Source organism: Nonomuraea antimicrobica, assembly GCF_039536965.1.
GTDB lineage: Bacteria > Actinomycetota > Actinomycetes > Streptosporangiales > Streptosporangiaceae > Nonomuraea > Nonomuraea antimicrobica.
The window spans coordinates 34,225-59,287 of the sequence record NZ_BAAAZP010000145.1 but is presented as its reverse complement, the minus strand read 5'-3'; the positions used below and the strand labels follow the sequence as shown (position 1 = coordinate 59,287).

The window sequence follows — 25,063 nt, the reverse complement described above, 5'->3', positions numbered from 1 at the left end:
ACGATGCGACGCTTCGCCTGCTGGCTGCTCGACACGGGCCCGGTCCTCGTCCTGGCCGCCATCGCGGGTGCCGGATCGTTCACCCACATCCGCGACACCGCCGCTGAGCACGGCCAAACAGGGTGGATGTCCTGGGCCGTTGCCGTCTGCATCGACCTGACCTGCGTCATGGCCGCCCGCGAACGCCAACGCGACAAGAAGGCCGGCCGAACCCGGCGCGGCCCGCTCTCCTGGCCCGTGCTCGTCCTGACCGGCGGCATCGTCTTGTCCCTGGCCGCCAACCTCGCCCAGGCCGATCCGACCGTCTGGGGCTGGATCACCGCTGCTACTCCAGCCGCCGCCTTCCTCATTGCCATCTCAATGCTCGAACGCCGCACCACTCGCCTCGAACCGTCCACGTTCGAGCCCGCGCCGGTCCTGACCTCGGCCCCGGTGCCTGAACTCATCCCGACCCAAGCCCAGGACGAGGACGACACCCAGGACGAGCAGGCTGGCGCTCTCGCACCCGCGCTCGTCGACTACGCCCAACGGGTTGCCGACGAACACCACGCCCGGCACGGCAAACCCATCACGGGTGACGCGCTGCGTACCCGCCTGGGCGTCTCCAGCGAACTCGCTACTGACCTCTTGCGCACTCTGCGCACCGCCTGAAGGGAGACCCAACCGATGACCCACGACCACCGCACCGCCCTCATCAACGGCCTGCTCGACCTGGCCGCCTTCCTCGAAGCCCACCCCGACGTGCCCGTCTCCTCCAGCGTCACCGTCCACCACTTCCCCGACCAGGCCAGCGACGCCGACCAACGCGCCGAGATCGACCAGATCGCCGCCCTCATCGGCTCGCAGATCGACCGCGAGGACTCCCCGTACGGCCACTACGCCACCTCGCGCCTCTTCGGCCCGGTGGAATACCGCGCCGTCGCCGTCCTGGCCGCCGCCCGCGCACGCCACGACGCCGACAACAGCTACCGCGGCTGCATCCAACCCGACCCGGCACCCGCCACCTGACATCCAGGAGAACCGATCATGCGCATCCGCATCGACGGCACCCGAGCCGAGATCGTCGACGCCCTGTTCCGCCTACGCCTGCACTTCACCGTCTGCGGCGTCTCCCGCGCCTACCCCGACCGCGCCCACCCCCGCCAGTGGCGGGTCTACCTCACCACCCGCCCACGCGAAAGGACCTGACCCTTGCCCGAGACCCTGCCGGTGATCCACTACCGCTGCTGCACCTGCAACGGCACCGGAATCGACTCCGAAGACGCCCGCTGCGCCGACTGCGACGGCACCGGCATCGACGACCACGGCGCATAACGCGCAGCGCCCCCGGCCTGGCCGTACATCCGCCAAGACGCCTGCCAGGTCGGGGGCCATCCCTTCACCCGAACGAGCGAAAGGAGGTCTCCATCTTGCCCACAACCCACGCCAACGCGCACGCAAAAGCGGGCATGATCGCCCGACTCAACCACCCTGACTACGACCGCTGGGCGAGCCAGATCCGGACCACCGGCGGCTGCCGCCAGCCCATTCACCTACGCGGCAAGGTCGACCACTACGACCGCGCCACCGGCCGACTCCTGCACCGCTACACCACCCGCACCGAGCCCGACGGCATCCTGCGCGTCCCGTGCAAGACTCGCCGCGCCTCCCGCTGCCCGGCCTGTGCCGAGACCTACCGCGCCGACACCTACCACCTCATCCGCGCGGGCCTCGTCGGCGGCAAAGGCGTCCCGGAGACCGTCACCAGCCACCCGACGTTGTTCGTTACCCTCACCGCCCCGTCCTTCGGCGCCGTCCACACCCGCCGCGAACACAACGGGAAGGTCCAGCCCTGCCACGCCCGCCGCAACGCCACCACCTGCCCGCACGGCCGCGTCATGTCCTGCACCGCCCGCCACGGCAAAGACGACCCACGCCTCGGCGAACCACTCTGCCCGGACTGCTACGACTACACCGGCTCCGTCCTGTTCAACGCCCTGGCCCCACTCCTCTGGAAGCGCTTCGCCGACGCCGTACGCCGCCACCTGGCAAAGGCCGGCGGCCTACTCCTCAAAGAACTCCGCCACCACCTCACCCTCTCCTTCGCCAAGGTCGCCGAATACCAACGGCGTGGCGTCGTCCATTTCCACGCCGTCATCCGCCTCGACGGCCCCGGCGGCCCCGACGCACCACCACCGCCCTGGGCCACCGCCGACATCCTGACGCAAGCCATCCAGCACGCCGCCAAGGCCGTCTCCGCCAAAGCCCCCGCCTACGCCAACCAGCCCGAACAGGCCCTGCACTGGGGCGACCAACTCGACATCCGCCCCATCACCCTGAACGGCGACCTCACCGAACAAGCCGTCGCCGGCTACATCGCCAAGTACGCCACCAAAGCCGCCGAATGCGTCGGCACCCTCGACCACCGCCTCAACCCCCTCGACAACCTCGACGCCTACAACCTGCGCGACCACGCCCGCCGCCTCATCACCACCTGCATGCGCCTCGGCACCGAACCCGGCCTGGCCGAACTCCGCCTCACCGACTGGGCCCACATGCTCGGCTTCCGCGGCCACTTCTCCACCCGCTCCCGCCACTACTCCACCACCCTCGGCGAACTCCGAGCAGCCAGAGAACACCACGCCCGCGACAACGACATCACCACCGGCCGCCTGTCCCTCTTCGACGAAGACACCGTCCTCGTAATCAGCGAATGGCAGTACGCAGGCAAGGGCCACTCCCTCGGAGACCAACTCCTCGCCGCCGCCATCACCGGCACCCAATTCGGAGGTCCACATGACCTCTGAACTGCTCACAATCCCGCAGGCCATGGCCGCGCTGAAGGTCAGCCGCTGGACCGTCTACAACCTCATCCGCTCTGGCGAACTCGGCTCGATCGTCGTCGGCACCCGCTGCCGCCGCATCCCCGTGGCCGCCCTCAACGACTACGTCACCCGGCTCTGCGAGGAGGTCGCCTGATGCCCGTCAAGACCGCACAGGCCACGCCCGAAGAGCCCAATCGTCCTCGTAAGAGCCGCCGTAGTCGTGCCAACAACGAGGGCTCGATCTTCCCGTACAAGAACGGCTGGGCAGGCTACGTCTGGGTCACCACCCCAGAGGGCAATAGGACCCGCAAGTGGGCCTACGGCAAGACCCGCGAGGAGACCCACGAGAAGTGGCTCAAGCTCCACGAGCAAGCCCGCAAGGGGCCTGTGGCCACCAAGCACGAGACATTGGCCGTGTTCCTGACCCGCTGGCTCGCCGACGTGGTGCAGCCCAACCGCGAGCCCACAACTTACGCCGGATATGAGGCGCTGGTACGCCTCTACCTGATCCCTGGCCTGGGCAGGAAACGCCTCGACAAACTGACCGTCCGCGACGTCCAAGACTGGCTCAACAGGCTGCCCAAGCTCTGCACCTGCTGTGATCAGAAGAAGAAGCGCAAGCAGCCATGCTGCTCCATCGGCATGTGCTGCGAGGACTTCCCGTCACGAGGCACCATCGAGAGCATCCGGCGCGTGTTTCGCTCCGCCCTCACCCACGCCATACGAGAGGAACTGATCTCCAAGAACGTCGTCTCCTTGACCACGCTGCCCAAGATGGCCGCCAGGAAGCGGAAGCACACAGTGTGGAGCGTCGATGACGCTCGGGCCTTCTTCGAGAATCTGAGGGCCGTGAACGAGCCGCTGTACGCGGCCTTCGTCCTCATGCTCGTCCTGGGCCTGCGCCGTGGGGAAGTCCTCGGGCTGACCTGGGACAGCATCGATCTCGATAACCAAGAGCTGTGGATCTCGCACCAGCTCAACCGCGTCCACGGCAAGCTCCTCCACCGCGACACGACCAAGACCATCGACTCCGACGCCTCTCTCCCTCTTCCCGCGCTGTGCGTCACCGCGCTGAGGCACCGCCAGAGAGTCCAGAAGGACGCCTGCAAGACGGCTGGCGACAAGTGGAGGAGCTCCAACCTCGTCTTCACCACCAAGTGGGGCACGCCCATCGAGCCCCGAAACTTCAACCGCTCCTTCGAACTGCACCGCAAGAACGCCGGACTCACCCGCATCCGTGTCCACGACACCCGCCACACCTGCGCCTCGATGCTCGCGGCCCTCGGCGTCCACCCACGCGTGGCCATGCGTATCCTGCGGCACTCGCAGATCTCGGTGACCATGAACGTCTACACACAGATCGCCAGCCCCGAGACGCGCAAGGCACTCGACCAACTCAACGAGACCCTCAATACCGGTCCCAGTAGCCCTCCTTGACGCGGGACCTCTCCAGCGGCCCTCTCGCATCGTCGCGGGAGGGCCTTCGACATGAGAAGGATCAAATCAAGATCCAACTCTGATAGCCAGTAGACAACTTCTGCTGCTCTACTCTAGAGTACAGAAATCAGAGAACGATCTACCTAGGGGAGGAGCCCCATGCCCACCATCACGCTCCACATTGCGCCGGAGGTGGTTTCCCGTCTCCTGGAGGCCGACGCCGGCCCCGTTAACCTCACCGTCAACCTCGCCGAAGGGGGCTCGGCGGGGACGCTCAGTGAGCCGCCCGTCGTGCCCACTGGCCCTCTCGCGCCGCTGCTCACTAGCGGCCTTCTCAAACCCGGCACGCAGCTGCGTCTCGAGCAGAAGAGGGCCAGCCGTACCGCCAACGCCACCGTTCTCGCCAACGGCTCGATCATGGTGGAAGGGAAGAGCCGGGCGTACAGCTCCCCTTCTAAGGCCGCGAGCGCGGTGACCGGCAGCCAGGCCAACGGATGGGTTATGTGGCAGCTCCCCGACGGACGGACCCTGGACAAGCTTCGGGACGAGCTGGAGGACCGCGACGAGTAAGCCGGGTCCGTCGGTGGAAGCGCGACACCGACTGACGGCGTAGCTGTACTTCGCTGCTGTACGCCCACGCAAAAGGCCCCCCTGGATCATCCGGGAGGGCCTCTGAGCTGGGAGCCGCCTTGGGGATTCGAACCCCAGACCCCTTCATTACGAGTGAAGTGCTCTGGCCGACTGAGCTAAGGCGGCATCTGCCGTGCAGCGTGAACGAGTCTACAGGAGACCGAGGGGTTCTCGCTCCTCCCGATCACCCGATGCCCGGACAGAACGCCCCCACCCGAGGACCCGGCGCGACCCCCCTCGCTTCCCGTGCCCCTGTGGACGGAAAGGTGGCCGGAAGGCAGCAGCTAGACCTCGTCCCCGCCGCCAGACGCACCCCCCTCGTACGCCGAGTCGTACGCCTTCCTCGGCCCGCACACGCTCGCCCTGGAACAGGCGCACCGGCGCCCCCCATCGTTGAGCCGCACCACCACCGAGTCGGACGGAACGTTGTGCCCCACCACCGTCCCGGCCCCCTGGGGAGTCTCCACTGGGGCCCCGACCCGGGGTGCGGAGGCGCGGAACTCCTGGTACAGCGGATGCTCGTACTTCAGGCAGCACATCAGCCGCCCGCACGCCCCCGCGATCCGCAGCGGGTTGACCGGCAGGTCCTGGTCCTTGGCCATGCGTACGGAGACCGGTTCGAAGTCCTTCAGGAACGTGGCGCAGCACAGGTCGCGGCCGCAGGGGCCGATGCCGCCCTGGAGCCGCGCCTCGTCCCTGGGCCCGATCTGCCGCAACTCGACCCTGGCCCGGAGGTTACGGGCCAGGTCGCGCACCAGGGCGCGGAAGTCCACCCGGTGCGGCGCCGAGAAGTAGACGGTGTACACGTTGTCGTCATCGAGGTAGTCGATGCCGACGACCTTCATCGGCAGCGTGTGCCGCTTGATCAACCGTTTGGACACGCTGCGGGCCTCGGCCCGGCGACGTTTGTTCGACTCGTCGCGGGCCAGGTGCTCCTCCTCGGCCGGCCCCGCGCACACCGGCAGCCCGTCGATGTCCTCGCTCGTGTACTGCGGCGCCCACACGCACTCCGCCACCTCGGGACCCGAGTCCGTCGGTACGAGCACCTTGTCGCCGACCTTGGGGCTGTGCCCGCCGGGATCGAGGTAGTAGAGCCTCCCGTAGCGGGTGAAGCTCACGGCCATGATCATTCCCATGAGCTCGAGCTCGCCTCCTGACGCGGCCTAGGGGGATTACTTGCGGCCTCCGTTCACACATTACGTGTGTCCATGCGCCAGGAGTCAGGGGTGACCGGGCGGATGTTCGCCGGATCAGTCGCCGACGGAGCAGATCTTGCTTTCCGGCAGGACCACCCCGAACTTGGCCATCAGCGCCGCCTTGTCGGCCGAGCACGAGTGGTCAACAACCTGGGCCACCCCTGGCTGCTTCCGCAGCTTCTTGGTGATGTCCTGCGACGAGGACTGCTGCTTCAGTCTGATCCTGAAGGATTCCGGCATGTCCTCCACCTTGGTCGCGTTCAAAAGCTTCTGGTTGCTCTTGAACGCCTCACGGAAGTTCTGGTACGCCTCCGCCTCGCTCTCGAAGATGGACTGGACGACCTCGGGCGTCTTCCTGATCAGCACTTCGACGGCCTTCTTCTCGGCAGCCGTCGCCCCTTTCCCCTCCTTCGTGGCCTTGGCGTCGAGGCCCTTCCCGCCCATGCGCCCACCGCAGGCAGGCGTGGCCGATCCCTTTTTACACAGGAAGACACTGATCTCCCAATTGAGCGCGGCCGCGGTCTGTACCGGTCCCATCATGGCGTGATCCATGACTTCCCAGACCCCGGCCACCGGCACCAGGGCTCGCGACACCCCGTTCCTGTCAGCGCCCTTCTCGAACGTCACCCTGAACGACTGCGGCAGATCGGTGACCTCCACCGTGTCCAGCATCGCCTGATTGTGCGCGAAGGTCTTCTTGAAGTCTTCGTAGGCGTTCGCCTGATCCACCAGGTAAACGCCCCTGACCTGAGGGAACGCCTTCAGCTTGCGCTCGATCACTTCGACCTCATCAGGAGTGACGCTCCCCTTGCACCTCTGGGGAGGCGCTTCCTTCGGGTCCACTCCCTCCGTCGCCACGTCCTCCGGGTCCGCCTTCGAACAGAGGAAGACGGTCATTTCGGCGTCCTCGTCCTGCACCGAGGGCGGGCTCATCGCCACCGCGCCATCCACGTCACCGCCCTCGGCAGCCACCACGGCGAAGGTGGTGGCGCCCGCGAGCACCACCGCCGTCGCCGCGGTCACCAGCCGCAGGTTCATCCGGACCCACCGCCGGTCCTGCGCCCGCAGCGGACGCAGCGTGCCGGAGTCCACCGTCGCCCCCGCGCCTCCGAGGGCCTCTCTGAGCCTGTCTTCCACAGGGCTGTTCATGAATCCTCCCCAAGCATCCGGCCGAGGGCCGCCAGCCCTCGGGTGATCGTGGACCTGACCGTGCTCGCGCCGACCCGCATCGCCTCGGCGATCTCCTGGTCGCTGAGGTCGAAGTAGTAGCGCAGCGTCAGCGCCTCCCGCTGTCTGCGCGGCAGCCGGTGCAGCGCGAGCAGGACCTCCCGCCGCTCCTCGCCCAGCAGCGCGGCGCTCTCCGCCGACCAGACAGGCGGCTCGTACGGCACCGCCCGCCGGAACACCATGGCCCGCCTGCGCAGCACCGACCGGCACCCGTTGAGCACCGCGGAACGCACATAGGCGAGGGCCTTGTCGGCATCGCGGATCTTGCCCCAACCGGCATGCGCACGCGCGAACGCCTCCTGGACGACATCCTCGGCACTCGCCTGATCGCCGACCATGATGAGGGCCAGCCTGACGAGCCCCACATGATGCTCGGCGAAGATCGACGCCACGTCGACACGCTGGCGCGCGAGACCTTCCCGCTGGGTGAGTAGTTCGACTTCCACGTAACAGAGACGCCCGACAGTCTCGTCTGCTGCTCGGATCACCCGATTACTTGCGCCGCCCGCGCAGGGCCCCTGCCCAACGCCCCTATCGAGGGCCGCGCCGTCTCAGGGCCGCAGCGCCAGCATCATCGCCTCGACGGCGATCTGCGGATTGACGCTCGCCGCCAGCCGCTCCCTGCACAGCATGATCGCGTCGATCCTGCGCAACGTCTCCTCGGGCGTGGACGACTTGGCCAACTGGTCCAGATCGAAGCGGAGGTCGTCGTTGGCCAACTCGACCCCGGCCGCCCCGAACTGCATCGCCAGCACGTCCCGATAGAACGACACCAGCTCCAGCAACGCCGCGTCCAGCGAGTCGCGCTTGATCCGGGTGGCCCGCGACTTCTGCCGGTCCTCCAGCTCCTTCAGCGCCCCGGCCCCGCCGCGTACCAGCCCGCGGTTGAGCCCCTTGCCGGTGGACCCCTCGCCGTACAGCTTGCGCAGCTCCGACGTCTCGCTCTCGTTGAGCGTGGCCGTGGCGGCGGCGGCCTCCTCCTCGGCCGTCTTCACCAGCCGTTCGGCCGCCGAGACGCACTCCCCGACCCCGGTCAGCGAACGCGGGATGCTCAGCACCGCCTCCCGCCGCTGCCTGACTCCCTCGTCGAGAGCCAGGGCGCGGGCCCGGCTGATGTGCCCCTGGGCGGCTCGGGCCGCGAACCTGGCGGTCTCCACCGGGACGCTGTCACGCGTGGCCAGCACGTGGGCGACGGCGTCGGTGGCGGGCGTGGTCAGGTTGACCAGGCGGCAGCGGGACCTGATGGTGATCATCAGGTCGTCGGGGGCGGGCGCGCACAACAGCCACACCGTACGCGGCGGCGGCTCCTCGATGGCCTTGAGCAGGGCGTTGGCGGCGGATTCCGTGGCCCGGTCGGCGTCCTCGAACAGGATGACCCGCCACCGCCCCTGCGTCGGCGCCCCGGCCGCGCGCAGGATCAGCTCACGCGTCTGCTTGACGCTGTAGGACAGCCCCTGGGGGCGTACGGCCTCCAGGTCGGGGTGCGAGCCGATGAGCACCTGGTGGCACTGGTCGCAGTGGCCGCAGCCACCGTCGGGGCACAGCAGCGCGGCGGCGAAGGCGCGGGCGGCTTCTTCCCGCCCGGAGCCGGGCGGGCCGGTGAACAGCCAGGCGTGCGTCATGCCGGCGCCGCGCCCGCCCGCGACGACCTCCCCGGCCGCCGCCGCGGCCCGCGACAGCACGGCTGTCGCCTGGTCCTGCCCCACGAGGTCATCGAAAACCGTCACGGTGCAAGGCTAGCCGCGTTTCACCGCGTTCCGGCGGGGACTCTGAGACAGGAGGCGCCGGTGGTGCGGCTAGTCGCGGATCGCGGGCATCGTACCCGTGATGTCTTCTGACTCGCGCGGCACCGGGTCGGGCAGGATCTCCCGGATCCGGTCCTGGATCTGCCGGGTGATCACGTCTTGCGGCTGCGTGCCGTCGACCACCAGGTAGCGCTCGGGGGCCGCCGCCGCCAGCGCGCGGAACTCCTTGCGTACCCGCTCGTGGAACTCCAGCGGCTCCGACTCGATCCGGTCGGCCGCCCCGCCCAGCCGGGCCAGGCCCACCTCGGGCGGCGTGTCGATGAGCACGGTCAGATGCGGCACCAGCCCGCCGGTGGCCCAGGCGTTGATCTTGGACACGTCTCCCGGGTCGAGCGCCCGCCCCGCCCCCTGGTAGGCCAGCGAGGAGTCGACGTAGCGGTCGGTGACCACGATCGAGCCCCGGTAGAGGGCCGGCCTGATCACTTTCTCCACGTGCTCGGCCCGGTCGGCGGCGTACAGCAGCGCCTCAGAACGCGCCGACAGCCCGCGCTCGGCCGCGTCGAGCAGAATGGCCCGCAGCCGCATGCCGACCTTGGTCGAGCCCGGCTCGCGCGTCTGCACCACGTCGTAGCCCTGGTCGCGCAGCCAGATGGAGGCCATGCGCGACTGGGTGGTCTTGCCCGACCCTTCGCCGCCCTCGAACGCCACGAACAGCCCCGGCACGTGCTCGGCCGCCGCGGCGGGGAACCGCTCGCCGCGCACCGCCGCGATCAGGTCGGCCGCCAGGGAGACGCCCGTCCTGTCATCCATGTGCCGCAGCGCCAGCCCGCCGACGGCTGTCGCGAGCACCCCGCCGATGATCAGCACCAGGTTGGTGCCGTCGAAGCGGTAGCTGAACTCGCCCCACTGCAGCACGTGGACGCCGAACAGCGCGGCCAGCGGGTTGGCCACCGCGACCACGAGCAGCAACGTCACCCGCGCGGTGGACTGCAGGAACGAGAACGTACGGCCCCGCAGCCCGTCTTCGACCTCCAGCCCGATCAGCGTGTAGCCGATGATCCAGGCGATGCCCGCGCAGGCTCCCAGCGCCACGGTCAGCATGACCACGATCACCAGGTTGTGCACCAGCGCGATGGCGATCAGCACCAGGCCCGCGACCGTGATGGCCAGCCCGAACAGCCGCCGCCGCGACAGCTCGCGCAGCAGCCTGAGCCCGAAGAACATGCCCAGCGCCATGCCGACGAAGACGGCGCCGAACACCACGCCGTACGCCGCGTCGCCGCCGCCCAGCGCCTCCACGTAGATCCTGGCCACGCCCACCACGGCCCCGCCCGCCGCGAACGCCCCGAGCATGCCGATGATCAGCCCGCGCACCAGCCGGTTGCCGCCCACGAACCGCCAGCCCTCGACGACCTGCTTGAGCACGGACGGCGTGGAGATGTGCCCGTTGCGCTTGGGGATGTCACGCAGGGTGAAGATGAGGACGGCCGACACCAGGTAGGCGCAGGCGTTGACGATCAGCGCCAGGCCCGTCACGTCACGGCCCGACAGGAACGGCACCAGGCCGGTGACCAGGTCGCCCGCCACGGACAGCGCGGCGAACAGCATGGCGGCGACGGGCGCGGTGCCGTACGTGACCAGCAGGTTGAGCTGGTTGGCCGACTCGAGCTGCGCCTTGGGCACCAGGTTGGGCACCGTGGCGTCCTTGGCCGGGACCCAGAACAGGTTGACACACTCGACCAGGACGGTCGCGATGATCACCCACTGGTAGCTGTTGACGAACGGGATCGACAGCACCACCGCGAACCTGGCCAGATCGGCCGAGAACATGGTCAGGCGCCGGTCGAACCGGTCGGCGAACACGCCCGCGAGCGGCCCGAGCAGCACGGCCGGCAACATCTTGGCGATGAACACACCGCCGACGGCCAGCGACTGCACCCGGTAGTCGCCCTGGGTGAGGTTGCCCGCGAGGGCGGTCAGCGCCAGCAGGTTGAGCCAGTCGCCGAGACTACAGACCGACATGGCCATCCAAAGCCGTCGGAACGGCGCATTGGCCAGCACGTGGGCCGGGCGGCTTCGGCCAAGGACAGTCATGATTTCAGCGTATCCAGGTGTTGACCAGAAGTGGGTGGACATCAGACGAGCCGGATATTCCCGGCTGCCCGTGGCTGAGGGTATTACGGGAACGGGCCCGGGCGCAGGTTACACCCCTGGAATAGGCCCACAAAAACATCATCAATTCATAACTCCGGCCTCTTGTCGCGCCTCTTCCACCAATGGCCGCCACTGGGCGCGGATCTCGTCGGGCAGCACGAGCTCGTCCCACAGGTCGATCAGCAACACCCCGTCGACGTGATCGAGCAGCTCATCGGGGTCGCCCTCGCACAGCAGCGCGGTGTAGGCGGCCCGCCGCCCGTCGCGGTCGGCCAGGTCGTGGACCCGGTCGCCGACCCGCACGAGGCCCAGCGCGCCGGCCACCGGCAGCCGTGGCAGCCTGCTGGGCACGTGGAACGCGCGCCCGTCGCGGGCCACGTGCGCCACGCACTCGATCTTGGCCTCCAGCACCAACCGGAACCCGGCCGCGTCGAGGATGCGCCCCGCGGTCTCGAGCGTCGGCGACTTCCTGCCGTGCTCGTAGGCCGACAAGGTCGTGCGCGACGTGCCGCTCACGCTGGCCAGTGCCTTCTGGTTGAGGCTGGCGGCATGCCTGGCCTGCCGGAACAGCAGCCCGCCACGCCTGGCCCAAACGGCGACCTCTTGCCCGAGCATGTCCTCCATCGGCGAGGAGACCAATGCCCACCTCCGTAATGTATCCGGTCGGATACTCTACGCCAAGATGGCATGCCGTGACTATCGCATTACGAAAAGTCAGCTACCCAATTCAAGCATCGTTATCTCGGGTGGCGCACCCACGCGTACCGGCGGGCCCCAGAAGCCCGCGCCCCTGGTCACGTAAACCTGCACGCCGTTCACCCGCGCCAGCCCCGCCACCACCGGCTGCTGCAGCCCCACCACCAGGTTGAACGGCGCGATCTGGCCACCGTGCGTGTGCCCGGAGAGCTGCAGGTCGACGCCGTGCCGCGCGGCCTCGTCGATCTGGATCGGCTGGTGGGCGAGCAGCACCGTCGAGCGGCCGGCCGCGACTTCGGCGGAGCGCCCGCCGAGCGCCTTGCCGAAGTCGGGGCCGTCGCCGGTGGGGGCGCCGCCGACGTCGTTCACGCCGGCCAGGTCGAGCACGGCGCCCTGGTGCCGGATCTCCACGCGCTCGTTTCGCAGCGAGCGTACGCCCAGCTCGCCCAGCTCCTCGATCCACTCTCCGGGGCCCTCGGGCGCGAAGTACTCGTGGTTGCCGGTCACGAAATAGGCCCCGTAGCGGGACTCGAGGTGCCGCAGCGGGCGGGCCAGCGCCCCGAGCTGGGCCACCGACCCGTCCACCAGGTCACCCACGATCGCCACCACGTCGGCCTGGAGCCCGTTGATCATCCGGACGATGCGCTCGGTGTGCCCGATGCCCGTGAGCGGCCCCAGGTGGATGTCGCTCACCACGGCGAACCGCAGGCCGCCGAGGCGCGGGTCGAGCTTCGGCAGCGTGACCTTGACCGGCTCGATCACGGGGTCGCCCAGCGCGCTCCTCATGCCGTAGCCGACCGTTCCCAGAGCGCCCACCCCCGCGACGGCCGCGGTGGTACGCCCGAGGAACAGCCGCCTGCTCATGGGCGCGGCCCGCTCGACGGCCCCGGGCTCAGGCGCGGCCGGACCACCGTCAGGCCCCACCGCCCCCGCCGACACCCCGACCGGCTCGGGGACCAGTACCGGCTCGGAACCGCGCTCACCCCTGCGCAGGAACGCCGCCACCACGGCCCTTGGGATCTCCAGCACCGCCAGAATGATCACGAGGTAGAACATCAGCGCCAGCCAGACGTAACCCGGCCAGGCCAGCCAGCTCTCCAGCCCCATCCTCGTGCCCACGAACGTCGTCACGAGCACCAGGAGCAACACGAGCAGACCCCAGGTCATGGCCCTGCGCGCGCGTCCGGGCGCCGTCGTGTGACGCACCAGCCGGCTCCACAGGTACCAGTGCGCCAGCAGGACCCCGGCCACGAAGATCAAGACGAACACACAACCGATGGTACGTCCGGCGACCGCACCGCGGCGGCCGCCGGACTGTGACCTGAAACGCCCCCGTGGAGCGACCAGAAACGCCCCCGCGGAGCGCTACGACTTCGCGGCCGGCTTCTTCGCCGCGGCCTTCTTCGCGGGCGCCTTCCTGGTGGTGGTGGCGGTCTTCTTGGGCGCCGGCGCCCGCTCGCGCCGCTCGGCCAGCAGCTCGGCGGCCCGCTCGATCGTGATCTCCTCGACCGTGTCGCCCTTGCGCAGCGAGGCGTTCGTCTCCCCGTCGGTCACGTACGGCCCGAACCGCCCCTCCTTCACCACCACCGGCTTCTTGGAGTTGGGGTCGTTGCCCAGCTCACGCAGCGGCGCCGCGGCCGCGGCCCGCCCCCGCCCGCGCTGCTTCGGCTGCGCGAACAGCTCCTTGGCCTTCTCGATCGTGACCGTCAGCAGGTCGCCCTCGGAGGCGAGGGAGCGCGAGTCGGTGCCCTTCTTCAGGTATGGCCCGAACTTCCCGTTGTGCGCCACGACCTCCTCGCCCTCCAGGTCGCCCACGACCCGCGGGATCGACAGCAGCTTGAGCGCGTCGTCCAGCGTGATCGTGTCCAGCGACATGGACTTGAACAGCGAGCTCGTACGCGGCTTCGGCGCATCGGCCTTCTTCGTACGCCGCTTCGGCGCCTCCTCCTCGGCGGCCGGCTCGGGCAGGACCTCCGTCACGTAGGGCCCGTAGCGCCCGTCCTTGGCCACGATCATGTGCCCGGTCGCCGGGTCCTTCCCGAGCTGCCGGTCGCCCGTCGGCCGCGAGAGCAGCTCCTCGGCCTTCTCGGCCGTCAGCTCGTCGGGCGTCATGTCCTCGGGCACGTTGACGCGGATGCCCTCCCTGTCCAGGTACGGGCCGTAGCGCCCGACCCGCAGCACGATGTCGGAGTCCTTCACCGGGAACGAGCTGATCTCCTTGGCGTCGATGTCGCCCAGGTCGGTGACCATCTCTTTCAGGCCCTCGTCGCCGTCGGCCCCGTAGTAGAAGCGCTGCAGCTCGGGCACGCGTTCGGCCCGGTCGTTGGCGATGTCGTCGAGCACCTTCTCCATCTCGGCCGTGAAGTCGTAGTCGACCAGGTTCCCGAAATGCTGCTCAAGCAGGTTGACCACAGCGAAGGCCAGGAACGACGGCACCAGCGCCGTGCCCTTCTTGAACACGTAGCCGCGGTCGAGGATGGTCCCGATGATCGAGGCGTACGTCGAAGGCCGCCCGATCTCCCGATCTTCCAGCTCCTTGACCAGCGACGCCTCGGTGTAACGCGCGGGCGGCTTGGTCGAGTGACCGGCCACCTCGAGCCGCGTCGCGGTGAGCGGGTCGCCCTCCGCCAGGTTCGGCAGCCGCTTCTCGGCGTCGTCGCGGTCGCTCGACGGGTCGTCGGCCCCCTCCACGTACGCCTTCAGGAACCCGTGGAACGTGATCGTCCGCCCGGACGCGCTGAACTCGACGTCTTCGCCGGTCGACGACCTGCCCGCCACCTTCACGGTGATCGATTCGCCGACCGCGTCCTTCATCTGGGACGACACCGTACGCTGCCAGATCAGCTCGTACAGCCGGAACATGTCGCCCGACAGCCCGGTCTCGCCCGGCGTGCGGAACTCCTCGCCCGACGGCCGGATGGCCTCGTGCGCCTCCTGGGCGCTCTTGACCTTGCTGGAGTAGACGCGGGGCTTGTCGGGGACGTACGCGGCGCCGTACAGCTTGATCGCCTGCGACCGGGCGGCCGCCACCGCCGTCTCCGACAGCGTGATGCTGTCGGTACGCATGTAGGTGATGAAGCCGTTCTCGTAGAGCCGCTGCGCCACCTGCATCGTGTACTTCGCCGAGAACCCCAGCTTCCTGCTGGCCTCCTGCTGCAGGGTCGTCGTACGGAACGGCGCGTACGGCTTACGCGTGTACGGCTTACGCTCGACGGACCTGACCGCGAACGACACCCCTCGCAGCCGCCCGGCCAGCTCCCCGGCATCGGCCTCGGACAGGTGCAGCACGTTGGCGTTCTTGAGCCGCCCCGTGCTGGCGAAGTCGCGCCCCTGCGCCACCCGCTTGCCGTCGACCCCGGTGAGCGTGGCGGTGAAGTCGCGCGGCCGCTCCTCGGGCTTGTCGGTGTCGAACAGCGCCTGCAGGTCCCAGTAGTGGGCGGGCGTGAACGCCATGCGCTCCCGCTCGCGCTCCACCACCAGCCGCGTGGCCACGGACTGCACCCGGCCGGCCGACAGCCGCGGCTTGACCTTCTTCCACAGCACGGGGCTGACCTCGTAGCCGTAGAGGCGGTCGAGGATGCGCCGGGTCTCCTGGGCGTCCACGAGGCGCAGGTTGAGGTCGCGGGGGTTGGCCACGGCGTCGCGGATCGCCTGCGGGGTGATCTCGTGGAACACCATCCGGTGCACGGGCACCTTCGGCTTGAGCACCTCGCGCAGGTGCCAGGCGATGGCCTCGCCCTCGCGGTCTTCGTCGGTGGCCAGGTAGAGCTCGTCGGCGTCCTTCAGCAACTGGCGCAGCTTGGCGACCTGCGACCGTTTGTCGGGGTTGACGACGTACAGCGGCTCGAACTCGTGCTCGACATTGACCCCCAGCCGCGCCCACGGCGCGCCTTTGTACTTCTCGGGGATGTCATCGGCCTTCTCCGGCAGGTCGCGGATGTGTCCGATGCTGGACTCGACCATGTAGCCAGCACCGAGGTAATCCCTGATCGTCTTCGCCTTGGCGGGCGACTCGACGATCACCAGGCGTGTTCCGCCGGTGCTGCCGTTCTGGGCTGGCACGCTGCTTCCTACCTCACTGTTCGCTTGCAAATCCCCCTGCCGGGAGTCGGCACAGACTGAAAGGTAACCCGACTCGCGGAAATTTCCTTCCCCCGGGCTACCCACTAGCTTCCGGGTCCATCCACAAGCACGCAGAATAAGGCCCATCGAGCGGCATGGCGCCCTGACTCACCCTGGAGACTAATCGTTGTGCTCGACTACTCCTACATGGATATCTTCATTCCGCGCGACCTCACTCGCGAAGCAGCACGTCAGCTGCTGACCGAACACGCAGAGTACGGTCAGTGGGAGCTCGCGCGCGTCCGCGTCCACCCCGACGGCAGCCGGCACGTACGCCTGCGCCGCAAGATCATGCGAGTACGCAGGACACTTTGACGCGGACATGACTTTGCCCGTCCCGGGCCGCGCCCCCGGAACGGGCAAAGCGTCTAGTGCTGACTACTCACAGGCTGTGAGCAGAAGTCGTGCCGTGTTACATACTTTCCGATTCCCTTACTTACGGCCGAACCGGAACCGGCGGGCCGTCGCGAACATCGTCGCCGAGGCGGCCAGCATCGCGCCGAGCGCGAGCGCGAGCAGGGACCCGGAGTTCATCCCGGTGACGCCGGCGGGCTGCTCGGCGCTCATGAGGCCGATGTCGCCGACCGGCAGGCTGCGAGCGGCCGAGGAGACCGCGCCGCCGGCCGGGGTGGAGGCGAGCAGGTCGGTGGCCGGGTCGAGCGCGGACACCGGGCCGGCCGAGGTGGTCCGGCGCCGGTTGTCGGCCGCGGCGAGCGCGGTGCGCTTCGGCTGGGCCGGGGTCAGCGCCTGTCCGGGCAGTCCGGGCAGCTCGGGGAGCTGCGGCAGGCCGAGCGTCTGGGAGACGTCCTGGACGACGGGGAGCTGGTGCTGCCCGACGCCGCTGACACCACTGACACCACTGACACCGCTGACACCGCTGACACCGCTGACGCCCTCCAGCGGGTGGGTGACGTTGCCCACCCCGGCGCCGTCGAGCTGCCTGGAGACCTCGCCGAGGTTGCCCACGCCGGGGAGCTGGCTGGTCAGGTCACCTGTGCTGCCGAGGCCCTGCACCTGCTGGGCGACCTCGCCGACCTTGCCGCCGACCCCCTCGGCCCCGCCGAGCAGCGGCAGCGCGGGCGTGATGGGCAGCATCCCGCCCTTGGCCGCCGCGACCTTGGTGTTGGCGCGGGCGAAGCGCTCGAACCCGCTGGGCCGCTCGTGCCCCGGCTTGCCGACGTGGGAACCGCCCAGGCACCCGGCGGCGGCGTCACCCAGCACGGCCGCGGCGTTGCCGCAGATGTTGATCGGGGCGGTGATCGGCGCGACCACCTGGTTGCCGCTCAGGACGCCACCGGTGCCCGACGTACGGTTGCCGCCCCCGCCGACGCCCTGGTGCGGCCAGACGCCCGCGCCGCCCTTGCAGTGGGCCTGCGAGCGGCCCAGGACGGCCGCGGCGTTGCCGCAGACGTTGATGGGCGCCGTGATGGGCGCGACCACCTGGTTGCCGGCCAGCACGCCGCCGGCGCCCGACGTACGGTTGCCGCCCGCGTTCCTCCCGGGGTTCTTCGCGGTGGCGCCGCCCTTGCACCCGGCGAACGCGTGCCCCAGCACCGCCGCGGCGTTGCCGCAGACGTTGATGGGAGCGGTGATCGGCGCCACCGCCTGGTTGCCGCTCAGCACGCCGCCCGCACCCGACGTACGGTTGCCGCCCGAACCGTGCTGCGAGACCTTGGAGCCGCCCTGGCACCCGGCGGTCGCGTTGCCGACGGCGTTGCCGCAGGCGTCGATCGGCAGGCTGATCGGCGCGACGACCTGGTTGCCGCTGCCGACGCCGAAGCGCCCGTCGGTGTCGTTGCCCGTCGAGCCCGCGGTCACGTGCCGCGCGTGGTAGCGGGGGCCGGAGCCGCCGTCGTTCGTGACGGACGAGCCGCCCTGGCAGCCGGAGAACGCCCGTCCCAGCACGGCCACCGAGTTGCCGCAGATGTTGATCGGCGCGCTGATCGGGGCTATGACCTGGTTGCCGCCCAGCACGGCCCCGTTGCCGGACGTACGGTTGCCGCCCGCCCCCACACCGGTGTTGTGGACGGTCGCCCCGCCCTTGCAGCCCGCCGTCGCGTCACCGAAGATCGCCACCGCGTTGCCGCAGGCGTTGATCGGGGCGCTGATCGGCGCGGTGATCTGGTTGCCGCCGAGCACGCTGCCGTTGCCCGACGTGTGGTTGCCTCCTGCGCCGCCCTTGCCCTGGGTACGGACGGTCGCCCCGCCCTTGCAGCCCGCGTCCGACTTCCCGAACAGGGAGACGGCGTTGCCACAGGCGTTGATCGGGGCACTGATCGGCGCGTTCACCTGGTTGCCGCCGAGCACGCTGCCGTTGCCCGAGGTCCTGTTGGGGATGCCGGGACGGCCCGAGTTCACGACCTCGGCACCGCCCTGGGAGGTCGCCTCCGACTTGCCCGCGCCTGCGATGGCGTTGCCGCTGATGTCGATCGGCAGGGAGATCGGCAGGTCGACCTGGTTGCCGCCGCCGACGGACCCGTCGCCGGAGGTGTCGGCCAGCGCGGTACCGGTGCCGCCGAACGACATGACCGCCACGGCGAGCAGGGCCGCGGGGCTCGTTGCCTTCGCCCACGTACGCATGATGAATGCTCCTACTGGTTCTTGGGGGGATTACCTGAACGGTTCGCGGACAGCCCGAGGCCGTGGGAGACGTCACGCGATCTCACGTGATGTCGTGAGATTTCACACGATCTCGCCGCGCACAACGCCACTCCGCGTGATGTCGCTCGCGTGATGTCGTACGTGCGCTGCCGCTCGCGCGATGTCATTCGCTTGATGACATTCGCGTGATGTCTTGAGGTCTCACCAACAGCGGAGACCTCGAGGGGCGCGAACCAACCGAACTGACGTGTTCACCCGCGGGCGGAGGCGCTCAGACCACACTCCGCCGCTCTGGCTTGAAAATGCACCGCCGACCTGGCTTGGAACTCAGAGCTGACCAGACTCAGAGTTGTTGGCTAGGGCTCCGAGCTCAGGATGAGTGAGCCGACGTCGTACTTCGTACTTCGGTGTACTTCGGTCGGCCCCGGCCGGCGTGCGCGCGGGGATCAGTCAGGTGAGAACGATGGGTCGTCCGCCGCTGTGCGGACGACCGGGGGAAGCAGACGCGCCAGAGGGGCGCGCCCGGCCTGGAGCCGCGGGTCGAACACGGACCTCGCGGCGTCCCCTGCCGCGGACCCGAACGGCCCGTTGCCACCGCCGTTGGGCACCAGTCCATTGGTGTCCAGGATCTTTCCGGCGCTGGAAGGTGTTGGCAGGCCAGGATCCCGCTGGCTGTTGAGTCCGTCGACCGTACGCCCGGCCATGGCCTCAGCGTTGTCGACCGCCACGCCCCGACCGGCACCGCCGGACACCACGGGACGACCGGTTACAGCCTGGGCGCCATCAGACATCATGGCGTGATCGGGTGGTGATGTGGAGGACTCGTGTGCGACAACCCCGGACTCGGACGACCCGGCCGCCTCCGCCGTCATGCCGTCAACCGCCGCGCCTGTCGCCGCGGTGGAATCCGCGGCCGCCGGAGCGGCAGTGAGCATGCCGAACAGAACCGCGAGCAACCACCCGGCGGCCATCAGGGCGCCGATCGTGACAGCTCGCACAACGACCCGTCGGGCACCGGCCGCGAACCGCGCCATCCGGACGGCCCGATCGGTGGTCACGCCCTGCGCCGGGAAGGTCACGCGCGGGCGGCAGACAGCACGGGCCGTAGCCCTCAGCCGTCGTACCGCCTCGCACGCCATGCGCCCTCCTCAAGAATCCAGAACCGGCCCCACATCATGAGGCCGGTCCGTGGACTCACCCCTCAACGGTCCGTAACCGTAGCACCACCCAAGGTTGCCGCAAGAGCTTTTCACCCGAGACCCAGAAATTCACCAACTCCCCACCCACCAAACCACCCCCAACCATCGCATCCACCACCCCCCGCCTCACGAAACCCCCATCAGAAGCCCCCGCCACCCCCATCCCCCGGACGCCAGAACAGCTCGCCGACCGAGCGCGGATTTCTTGGTATGACGCACTCCTCAGAGTTTGCTAACCTTACTGAGCCGACGCGGGATGACGGTCCCACGTGCAGGCACCAAGTCCGGGTGGCGGAATAGGCAGACGCGCTAGCTTGAGGTGCTAGTGCCCAGTGATGGGCATGGGGGTTCAAGTCCCCCCTCGGACACGTACCGGTCGCCTATGGGGTCCTGGTCACGAATAGACGTGACCAGGACTTTTTGTTTTGACGGGTGGTAGACCAGCCGCAGCCCGATCTCCGCGTAGATCTTGGCCTTCCGCAGCGGATCGGCGTTCGAGAGCACTCGCACCATGTCTCCCAGCCTGTGTGTGATCTCTGCCAGCTCATCACGTCCCAGCCGCTTCTGGGGCAGTACGTGCGCGCTGCCGAGACGTTGCTCGGCCGCGTTCCTACGGACGAGCTCTTCCTGGATCCACCCGGCGACGAGCGCCGGGTCGGCACCCGCCTCAAGGGCGGCCCGATGCTGGGCGAGCTTGCGATCGCACTCGGCGATCTGACGGCGTGCTACGGCGAAGGCTTGGGCCTCCGGCGGGACCAGATCCTGCGCTGCCGCCAGAACGTCGAGAGTCTGATCGACATTGTGCGGCGCGAACAGCCGGCCGAGCCAGCGGTCCAGCCGCGGGACGACGCGGTCTTCTCGCAGATAGACGTTGCGGGGATGCATGACGTGGTTGGCCAGGGCGTACTCCTCGGGGAAGCGGCAGCGGTAGTAGGGCGCGTCGTTGACCCATTGGCCCTGCATTCTGCGATCGCAGAGGCCGCAGTACAGCAGCCCTCGAAGCTGGTACGGCTTCGGGGTGCGCTTGCGCGTCTTGTCCGTGTGGCGGTTGCCCCGCCCTGTCAGGGTCGTTTGGACGGCGTCAAAGTCCTTTTTGGACACGATGGGCGGGTGAACGACCATGTCCGACCAGACCCATTCCTCCTTGGCGTTCCACCGAAGTCTCGTGATGTGACCCAGTGCGACGTCATCCACGTCGAGGAGGACTTCGTCCTTGCGTTGGCGATTCCACACCTGATGGCCTATGTAGCGAGGGTTGGTCAAGATAGCGCGCACCGCGCTCTTGGACCAGGCAATACCGCAGCGGTGACGGTTCCGATCTGGATCATGAGCGGATGGGCAGGGGATCCCGTTGCGGGTCAGTCTCTCGGCGATGGCGAACAGGCCGTAGCCGTCAAGGAATGCGGCGAAGATCTCTTCCACCACGGGCGCGGCAACGGGATCGAGTTCCAGACGGTGAGCGCGCTTGCCGTCTGCCGCCTTGGCGGGGTTGGGGTGTGGGCCGGCGTCGGCCAACTGGTAACCGTAGGGAGGTCGGCCGCCCAGGAAGCGGCCCTCCGTTTGAGCTTGGGCTGACATGGCGGTACGCACGCGAATCTTGATGCGGTTGCGCTCGCCCTTGCTCATACCGCCGAACACCTTCATGACCAGGTCATGAGCCTCATTGGTCGGATCGATGGGGCCGCCCACCTCGGGAACCCAGAGCGGAACCCCAAAATGCTTGAAGACGGGGAAGGTCTGGCCGTACTGGTCGTCGTAGAAGGCCCGGTGCGGTTCACCGATCACAACGGCGTCGAAGCCTCGATCAGGGTTACGCAGTTCGGCGAGCAGTGCCGCCGCCTGCGGGCGGCGCTGCCAGGGGATCGAGCGGGATTTGTCGATATCGAAGAACTCGGTGACGATCACGCCTCCGTGCGACTCGATGAGCGCACGGGAGCGGGTGACCTGCCAGGCCCGCGAGGACCGAGGGTCTTGGTTGTCCTCAGTGGAGACCCGGCCGTAGAAGGCGAAGGGGATGGTGTTCATGTCTTCCTCAGGCCGCGTCCGGATGGCTGGTTTGCAGGTGGTGGTGGGCCTCTAACAGGATGGCGAGCAGTTCCGATGCGGCGCCAGGCGTGAGGCGAGGCGGTCCGCTTGGCAAGACGACGTGCGGACGCGGTTGGTTACGGATGGTGGAAGCCGTCATGATGAGGGTGCTCCTATGCGTCGTTTGCTGGCGGTAGGGGTGCGGCCCCGGCGGCATGCTTGGCGGTATGGGCGCCGGGGTCGCTAGAACTCGTGCTTCGGCGTAGATGCGCAGGTGGCGGGTGATGCCTCGGCCGAGCGGGAGGCCGGTGAGTGGCGTCGACCACAGGCATGCCACAGCGGCATAGGGCACACGCGCCGGGGCGGGTGTCGCCGTGAACGCACTCCTCGGTCGTGGCCTCGACCACGGTGCGCTGATGCACGTTGGCCTGCCGGGATTCACGCGGTGGACCAGGAAGGTCGGCCAGGCGGGACACCAGCACGGCGTACGGGTTGCGCACTCCAGTGGTGTTGGCTCCCACGTACTCGGCGAGAACCCCCGGCTCCCACCCTGCGGTGAGCGCCTCGACGATAGCCGGGCTGAGGCGGCGAATCTGGCTGCGGGACAACGGCCAATCGGGACCGAGCTTGGCTACGAACCGATGGATCGATGCGGTGCGGACTTGCTCAGGGCATTCGAGATCCCCGCCAGCCGGCCGTCGACTGTCCACAGGCGTGCTGGTGCCGACGCTCGCATGGGAGGCCGGAGGTGATTCATTGTTCGGTTCAGAGAAGGGTTCGGGTGCAACCGTTACACCCCGCGACTGTGCTGCTTGCACCTCGTCACTACCCCAACTGCACCCCGCAGGGACAACGAGGTGTGCATGCTGCACCCCGCCTGCACGGTTATCCACAGGCTGTGCGCGGGAGTTATCCACAGGCGCTTCTCCGGCGGCGGCCTTCGCCGCGTTCACGCGAGCGGTGACACCGGGGAACATGACCTCCAGGGCTTTGAGTTCCCCGGGCTCCAGATCGGTACGTACACGCTCCATCGCCAGATTCCAGACCTGTGGGCGTCGGTCGCCGCGCTTGATGTGCGCGGCCACGATTGCCGGGTCGCCGGGGCGGATGACGTCGTGGGCGTGCAAACGGTCGAGCGCCGTACGAACGGTGCGTTCCGCCAATCGGGTGTAGCGCACCAGCGTCCTGGTGCTGGGAAAGGCTCCAGTTCCGTCCGGACCGGCATGAGTGGCCAGTCCGACCAGAACCGCAGCGCATGAAGCGCTGGACGTACCGTTGGAGTCCATCGGGACGGGCGCGAGGTTCTGCGCCCAGTTGAGTGCTTCGAAGCTCATCTCTCGTCTCTCGTGGTTATCGGGCAACGTTCTGATGGCGAGCGAGACGCGGACGCTCACGGGGATGTCTCTGATGTCGCGAGACTCGCCAGAGCGACGCGCCTGTTCGATGCCAGATTGAGCAGCGGGCCGCTGTCGCGGTTGTGAGGCGTCCGTGCCAGCGATCGATGCCGGGGCGTGGACGGGCTTGAGCGCTCGCCTCGCCATACCGACCGCATCCGGAAACGGTGAAAGTGTGCTCAGCCTTCACCTCCATCTGACAGATGCAGGGTGGCGGTGGTATTGAACACACGATTGATCTGGACGGCGAGGTCACGTGCCGTCTCTCGTGCTGCGCCCAGTTCTGACAACGCCTTGTCAAGACGCTCGGCGGGGTTGCCGAGGTCGTCACCCAGCCGACCTGATGCCTGCATGCGCCGCAGTGCCTCACCGAGTTGCTTCAGCAGTTGGTCGAGCCCCTCAACAGCGAGACCGACGCTGCCGAGCACCTCATAGACAGTGGATGGATGAGTGATGCCTACGCGGGATCGCGTCGCATGGTTGAGGACGCGAACCGCCCCGGATAGAGCGGTAGCCACCTCGCTGGTGTAGTCGTCGTCGTGAGGGCCGTCCGACGACAGTCGAATAATCTCGGTCACCATCCTTGACTCCAGTCTCCAAAACTTGTCAATATGCGCTCTGGCCGTCAAAGTGGTGACCAGAGTCAGCAGCCGACATCCGAGCAACAGAGGGCGCCGTGGAGGTGTCCGTGCTCGCGTTGGAGGCACGCTGAACACGACCGGCTCCTCTGGAGCGGGTATGGCGGGAGGCCCGGCGCCCAGCGCCGGCAAGCATTGCGGCGTCGGGCTCTCCCCAGTCAGCGGACTAGATCACGGTCTTTGACCCGAGTGTTGATCTGTCCGAGATCGCGCCGGTCCATGTTCCGGCGACTGGTGGGTCCTGACGTCTCACCCCCCTCGCTACTACGGTCACGCCCATAACAGGTGCACCAACTATATGCAAACAAAGTCTCTTGACGGAATGTTAAATAGCTTGTCAGATCACAGCGGGCCCTGTTTTTGACGTTTCACGTTCCGTCCACCAGCCTCCGGCGAACTCGCCCCAACCCAGCCTTTCAGCACGTCAACCAGGTTGATCCCAGATTCATACCGCCCGTTTCGTCCGAACCCCATGCCGTCAGACCAGACGGCCACTCTTGACTCTCAGCAAGAGTCACGCCCGCCGCCTCCTCTCACGATCGAAGACTAGGTAAGCATGATTGTACTAGTTCAGTCTAGATGTAGCTCAACATCTCTTTCCTAGTTCAGGCCGAGGGCCTAGCCTGGACATCGTGTCGGTGCCTGACTTCAGCAATCCTCGGCCTGCTTACCTCCAGATTGCGGACGATCTGCGACAAGAGGTGACAGCAGGCCGCATCCAGGTGGGCGAACGGCTCCCGGCCCGACGGCAGTTGGCCCAGCGCTACGGTGTGGCCGTCGAGACGATCCGTCGCGCTTTGGACGAACTCGCACGCGATGGGCTGATCAGCGCCCAATCGACGCGCGGCACATTCGTGGTCAAGACCTCTGACCAGCCCTATCTCCCCTCCGAGCTACACCAGATCATGAGTGAGATGCGACGACTGTCCGAGCGCCTGGAGAATCTGGAGGCCCGCGTGACAGACCTCGAAGACCGCTGAGCATTTAAGCTCGCTACGGCATCAACACGCTTCTGGGGTCAAACTTGCATGGTCGATACCACGCTCCTCCTCGGTATTCGTCCCGCGGTCCTTCCTCGCCAGTTGCCGAACGGCCGTTGGGAAGCCGCAGGTCCAGGTGGAGCGGACCGAGCGTAGCGAGGGCCGTCTACCTGGAGGTGCGGCGAGCGACGGCCATGATCGGCCTGCGAGGAAGG

The 25,063-nt window shown here is 68.2% G+C and carries 22 protein-coding genes, 2 tRNA genes and 1 pseudogene; 11 read left to right on the top strand and 14 right to left on the bottom strand.

The genetic code is table 11. From position 1 onward, the window contains the following. Nucleotides 1–3 precede the first annotated feature (3 nt). From ABD844_RS36080 to ABD844_RS36045, 8 genes are all read left to right on the top strand, one after another. Nucleotides 4–651: a DUF2637 domain-containing protein gene (locus tag ABD844_RS36080; RefSeq protein WP_344888114.1), complete on the top strand. Its 648-nt coding sequence runs from the start codon at nucleotides 4–6 to the stop codon at nucleotides 649–651. Nucleotides 652–666: 15 nt separating this feature from the next. Beyond that, nucleotides 667–1,008: a hypothetical protein gene (locus ABD844_RS36075; protein WP_344888111.1), complete on the top strand. Its 342-nt coding sequence runs from the start codon at nucleotides 667–669 to the stop codon at nucleotides 1,006–1,008. An 18-nt stretch (nucleotides 1,009–1,026) separates the two neighbouring features. Continuing rightward, nucleotides 1,027–1,188: a hypothetical protein gene (locus tag ABD844_RS36070; protein ID WP_344888108.1), complete on the top strand. Its 162-nt coding sequence runs from the start codon at nucleotides 1,027–1,029 to the stop codon at nucleotides 1,186–1,188. Between the two features lie 3 nt (nucleotides 1,189–1,191). After that, the gene (locus ABD844_RS36065; RefSeq protein ID WP_344888105.1) at nucleotides 1,192–1,314 is read left to right on the top strand and encodes a hypothetical protein; all 123 of its coding nucleotides are present in this window, start codon (nucleotides 1,192–1,194) and stop codon (nucleotides 1,312–1,314) included. A 134-nt stretch (nucleotides 1,315–1,448) separates the two neighbouring features. Continuing rightward, nucleotides 1,449–2,786: a replication initiator gene (locus ABD844_RS36060; protein ID WP_425568716.1), complete on the top strand. Its 1,338-nt coding sequence runs from the start codon at nucleotides 1,449–1,451 to the stop codon at nucleotides 2,784–2,786. Next, nucleotides 2,776–2,958: a helix-turn-helix domain-containing protein gene (locus tag ABD844_RS36055; RefSeq protein ID WP_344888099.1), complete on the top strand. Its 183-nt coding sequence runs from the start codon at nucleotides 2,776–2,778 to the stop codon at nucleotides 2,956–2,958. Before ABD844_RS36060 ends, ABD844_RS36055 begins: the two co-directional genes overlap by 11 nt. Further along, nucleotides 2,958–4,241, top strand: coding sequence for a tyrosine-type recombinase/integrase (locus tag ABD844_RS36050; protein ID WP_344888096.1), 1,284 nt, complete (start codon nucleotides 2,958–2,960; stop codon nucleotides 4,239–4,241). Before ABD844_RS36055 ends, ABD844_RS36050 begins: the two co-directional genes overlap by 1 nt. Before the next feature lie 159 nt (nucleotides 4,242–4,400). Continuing rightward, nucleotides 4,401–4,811, top strand: a complete 411-nt coding sequence (locus tag ABD844_RS36045; protein WP_344888092.1) for a DUF4357 domain-containing protein — start codon at nucleotides 4,401–4,403, stop codon at nucleotides 4,809–4,811. Between the two features lie 112 nt (nucleotides 4,812–4,923). Here ABD844_RS36045 and ABD844_RS36040 read toward each other — a convergent pair. The 9 genes from ABD844_RS36040 to topA form a co-directional block, all read right to left on the bottom strand. Continuing rightward, nucleotides 4,924–4,997, bottom strand: a tRNA-Thr gene (locus ABD844_RS36040). Nucleotides 4,998–5,155: 158 nt separating this feature from the next. Next, nucleotides 5,156–6,001, bottom strand: a complete 846-nt coding sequence (locus tag ABD844_RS36035; RefSeq protein WP_344888171.1) for a PSP1 domain-containing protein — start codon at nucleotides 5,999–6,001, stop codon at nucleotides 5,156–5,158. A gap of 120 nt (nucleotides 6,002–6,121) precedes the next feature. After that, on the bottom strand, nucleotides 6,122–7,159 hold the full coding sequence (locus ABD844_RS36030; protein WP_344888089.1) for a permease-like cell division protein FtsX: 1,038 nt from the start codon (nucleotides 7,157–7,159) through the stop codon (nucleotides 6,122–6,124). Nucleotides 7,160–7,212: 53 nt separating this feature from the next. After that, the gene (locus ABD844_RS36025; protein WP_344888086.1) at nucleotides 7,213–7,686 is read right to left on the bottom strand and encodes a SigE family RNA polymerase sigma factor; all 474 of its coding nucleotides are present in this window, start codon (nucleotides 7,684–7,686) and stop codon (nucleotides 7,213–7,215) included. A 159-nt stretch (nucleotides 7,687–7,845) separates the two neighbouring features. Then, the gene (locus ABD844_RS36020; protein WP_344888083.1) at nucleotides 7,846–9,021 is read right to left on the bottom strand and encodes a DNA polymerase III subunit delta'; all 1,176 of its coding nucleotides are present in this window, start codon (nucleotides 9,019–9,021) and stop codon (nucleotides 7,846–7,848) included. A gap of 69 nt (nucleotides 9,022–9,090) precedes the next feature. Then, entirely contained in the window at nucleotides 9,091–11,133 is a 2,043-nt protein-coding gene (gene tmk / locus ABD844_RS36015; RefSeq protein WP_344888080.1) for a dTMP kinase, read from the bottom strand. 141 nt (nucleotides 11,134–11,274) lie between these two features. Beyond that, nucleotides 11,275–11,808, bottom strand: coding sequence for a helix-turn-helix transcriptional regulator (locus ABD844_RS36010; protein ID WP_344888077.1), 534 nt, complete (start codon nucleotides 11,806–11,808; stop codon nucleotides 11,275–11,277). 99 nt (nucleotides 11,809–11,907) lie between these two features. Continuing rightward, complete coding sequence (locus tag ABD844_RS36005; protein ID WP_344888074.1) at nucleotides 11,908–13,158, bottom strand: metallophosphoesterase; 1,251 nt, start codon at nucleotides 13,156–13,158, stop codon at nucleotides 11,908–11,910. Between the two features lie 96 nt (nucleotides 13,159–13,254). Next, nucleotides 13,255–15,951: a type I DNA topoisomerase gene (topA, locus tag ABD844_RS36000; protein WP_344888070.1), complete on the bottom strand. Its 2,697-nt coding sequence runs from the start codon at nucleotides 15,949–15,951 to the stop codon at nucleotides 13,255–13,257. 189 nt (nucleotides 15,952–16,140) lie between these two features. Here topA and ABD844_RS35995 point away from each other — a divergent pair, with 189 nt between their 5' ends. Then, complete coding sequence (locus tag ABD844_RS35995) at nucleotides 16,141–16,326, top strand: DUF5703 family protein (protein WP_103957247.1); 186 nt, start codon at nucleotides 16,141–16,143, stop codon at nucleotides 16,324–16,326. A 117-nt stretch (nucleotides 16,327–16,443) separates the two neighbouring features. Here the strand turns inward: ABD844_RS35995 and ABD844_RS35990 are convergent, their stop codons facing one another. Together ABD844_RS35990 and ABD844_RS35985 are read right to left on the bottom strand one after the other, a co-directional pair. Beyond that, nucleotides 16,444–18,591 (bottom strand): chaplin family protein, encoded by a 2,148-nt coding sequence (locus ABD844_RS35990; protein ID WP_344888066.1) that lies wholly within the window; start codon nucleotides 18,589–18,591, stop codon nucleotides 16,444–16,446. Nucleotides 18,592–19,058: 467 nt separating this feature from the next. Then, complete coding sequence (locus ABD844_RS35985) at nucleotides 19,059–19,691, bottom strand: hypothetical protein (protein ID WP_344888063.1); 633 nt, start codon at nucleotides 19,689–19,691, stop codon at nucleotides 19,059–19,061. A gap of 402 nt (nucleotides 19,692–20,093) precedes the next feature. Between ABD844_RS35985 and ABD844_RS35980 the strand changes: the two genes are divergently transcribed. Beyond that, nucleotides 20,094–20,179, top strand: a tRNA-Leu gene (locus ABD844_RS35980). A 577-nt stretch (nucleotides 20,180–20,756) separates the two neighbouring features. Here the strand turns inward: ABD844_RS35980 and ABD844_RS53395 are convergent. The 3 genes and pseudogenes from ABD844_RS53395 to ABD844_RS35965 form a co-directional block, all read right to left on the bottom strand. Continuing rightward, a pseudogene (locus tag ABD844_RS53395) lies at nucleotides 20,757–21,836 on the bottom strand (recombinase family protein); the annotation flags it as partial. A 173-nt stretch (nucleotides 21,837–22,009) separates the two neighbouring features. Continuing rightward, complete coding sequence (locus ABD844_RS53390; RefSeq protein WP_425568715.1) at nucleotides 22,010–23,122, bottom strand: helix-turn-helix domain-containing protein; 1,113 nt, start codon at nucleotides 23,120–23,122, stop codon at nucleotides 22,010–22,012. Between the two features lie 287 nt (nucleotides 23,123–23,409). After that, entirely contained in the window at nucleotides 23,410–23,811 is a 402-nt protein-coding gene (locus ABD844_RS35965; RefSeq protein WP_344888054.1) for a hypothetical protein, read from the bottom strand. 689 nt (nucleotides 23,812–24,500) lie between these two features. On the opposite strand from ABD844_RS35965, the gene ABD844_RS35960 reads away from it, so the two are divergent. After that, nucleotides 24,501–24,848, top strand: a complete 348-nt coding sequence (locus tag ABD844_RS35960) for a GntR family transcriptional regulator (RefSeq protein ID WP_344888051.1) — start codon at nucleotides 24,501–24,503, stop codon at nucleotides 24,846–24,848. Nucleotides 24,849–25,063 lie beyond the last annotated feature (215 nt).